Genomic DNA, 1,482 nt, shown 5'->3' with positions numbered 1-1,482 from the left:
TTATATAAGGGTTGTATTTTTAAGAAAAAACTATAAAAAAATATTTATAGATAAATCTATTATAAAAGAAGTTAGCTTTAATATTAAAAATGATATTGATGAGATTGAAAAAACTAGATATGTAGAAAACGTAGTAAAATTAGTAAAAGATGAAATAAATAACATAAAAAAATCATACAAAAATTTGCACTTTAATATTCAAACTCAAGATATAGTTATTAGAAATATTGAGATACTGAATACTAAGAGAAAAAGAGATATATTAAACATGATAGAATTTGAGATAACACAATATATTCCAATAAATATAAATAACTATTCAATAAAATATAAAATTATAAACTCTAGTAAGGATAAGTTAAATATACAAGTAATTCTTTTTCCTAAAAATATTATCAACATAATTAAAATCATTTCAGAAAGTCTAAATATGAATCCAAAAGCTATAAACATAAATTTTGATATACTACAAAAACTTATAAGTCTAAATTTAGTAGATAATTTTATAGAAGATGGAGTGTTTATAGAATGTAAAAAGAATCAATTTATCATAAACATAACAAAAAATAAAAAAATAGAAGAAACATATCTATTATCAAAAGAAATAAAATCCTATGACTCAGTAAAAAAATTAATAAGTAGATTTAACTATGTTTATTATTATGGTATAGATAATTGTTTTATAGATGAGTATCTTAAAGATACAGAAAAAATTGTTGAAGTAAATCCATTGAAATTAAAAAATAAAATAAGGGTGGAAAATAATTTTGATAAGGATTTAATGGATACCAGTATAAATTATATAAGTAGTATAGGAATGATTATTTAAATGAAAACTTATAAAACAATAAATTTTTCGAATGGATTTAAAGAAACTAAGCAATATAATAAAGTCTATAAGATAACAATAATTTTAATTTTAACATGTGTTTCATTAAAAATGTTCATGTACATGAAATCTGTAAATGAATTAGAAAATTATATAAGTCACAATAAATCCATAAATGAATCTAAATATACTGTATCAAAGCCAGAAGAAGTAAAAGAAAAGTTTTCCAAAATAAAACTTGATGAAATTAAAAAAATATATGAAATAGTTGGCACAGATAACATTACTAAAATATCTATAGATAAAAATAAAATGGAGATGGAAGGAGTATGTGATAATCTAGATATTTTAGATAATCTAAGAAAAATAAATTACATAAAATATTACTATATAGACAGCATTATAAGAGATGGAGAATATTATAAATTTAGAATAAAAAGTTAGACAGGTGATTAATTTTGAAATTAAATAAGAGAGAAAAAAATATGATAAAAATACTGCTAATATTAATCGTTGTATTAGTAGTTAACGTAATATCCAGACCTCTAGAAGATAACCTAACTAATTTGAAGAAAGAAAAACAAAATATAGTGAATAAAATAAAACGACAAGATAATTATAAAATGAAGGATAATAAACAGGAAGATGATAGA

At 19.9% G+C, this 1,482-nt stretch carries 2 protein-coding genes and 1 pseudogene; all 3 read left to right on the top strand.

The features are described from left to right. On the top strand, positions 1-829 hold an 829-nt coding region (locus tag KGF50_RS21460), incomplete at its 5' end, for a pilus assembly protein PilM (protein WP_227849940.1). Continuing rightward, positions 830-1,273, top strand: coding sequence for a hypothetical protein (locus tag KGF50_RS21455; protein ID WP_227849939.1), 444 nt, complete (start codon positions 830-832; stop codon positions 1,271-1,273). A gap of 14 nt (positions 1,274-1,287) precedes the next feature. After that, a pseudogene (locus KGF50_RS21450) lies at positions 1,288-1,482 on the top strand (hypothetical protein); the annotation flags it as partial.

The sequence above is a fragment of the Clostridioides sp. ZZV15-6598 genome (assembly GCF_020657705.1).
GTDB lineage: Bacteria > Bacillota > Clostridia > Peptostreptococcales > Peptostreptococcaceae > Clostridioides > Clostridioides difficile_F.
Note: the sequence above shows the minus strand (reverse complement) of the source record. Positions and strands in the feature narration are given on the sequence as shown.

Coding starts and splice junctions, on each gene's coding strand:
- KGF50_RS21455 (WP_227849939.1), top strand. CDS start 830: ATGAAAACTTATAAAACAATAAATTTTTCGAATGGATTTAAAGAAACT.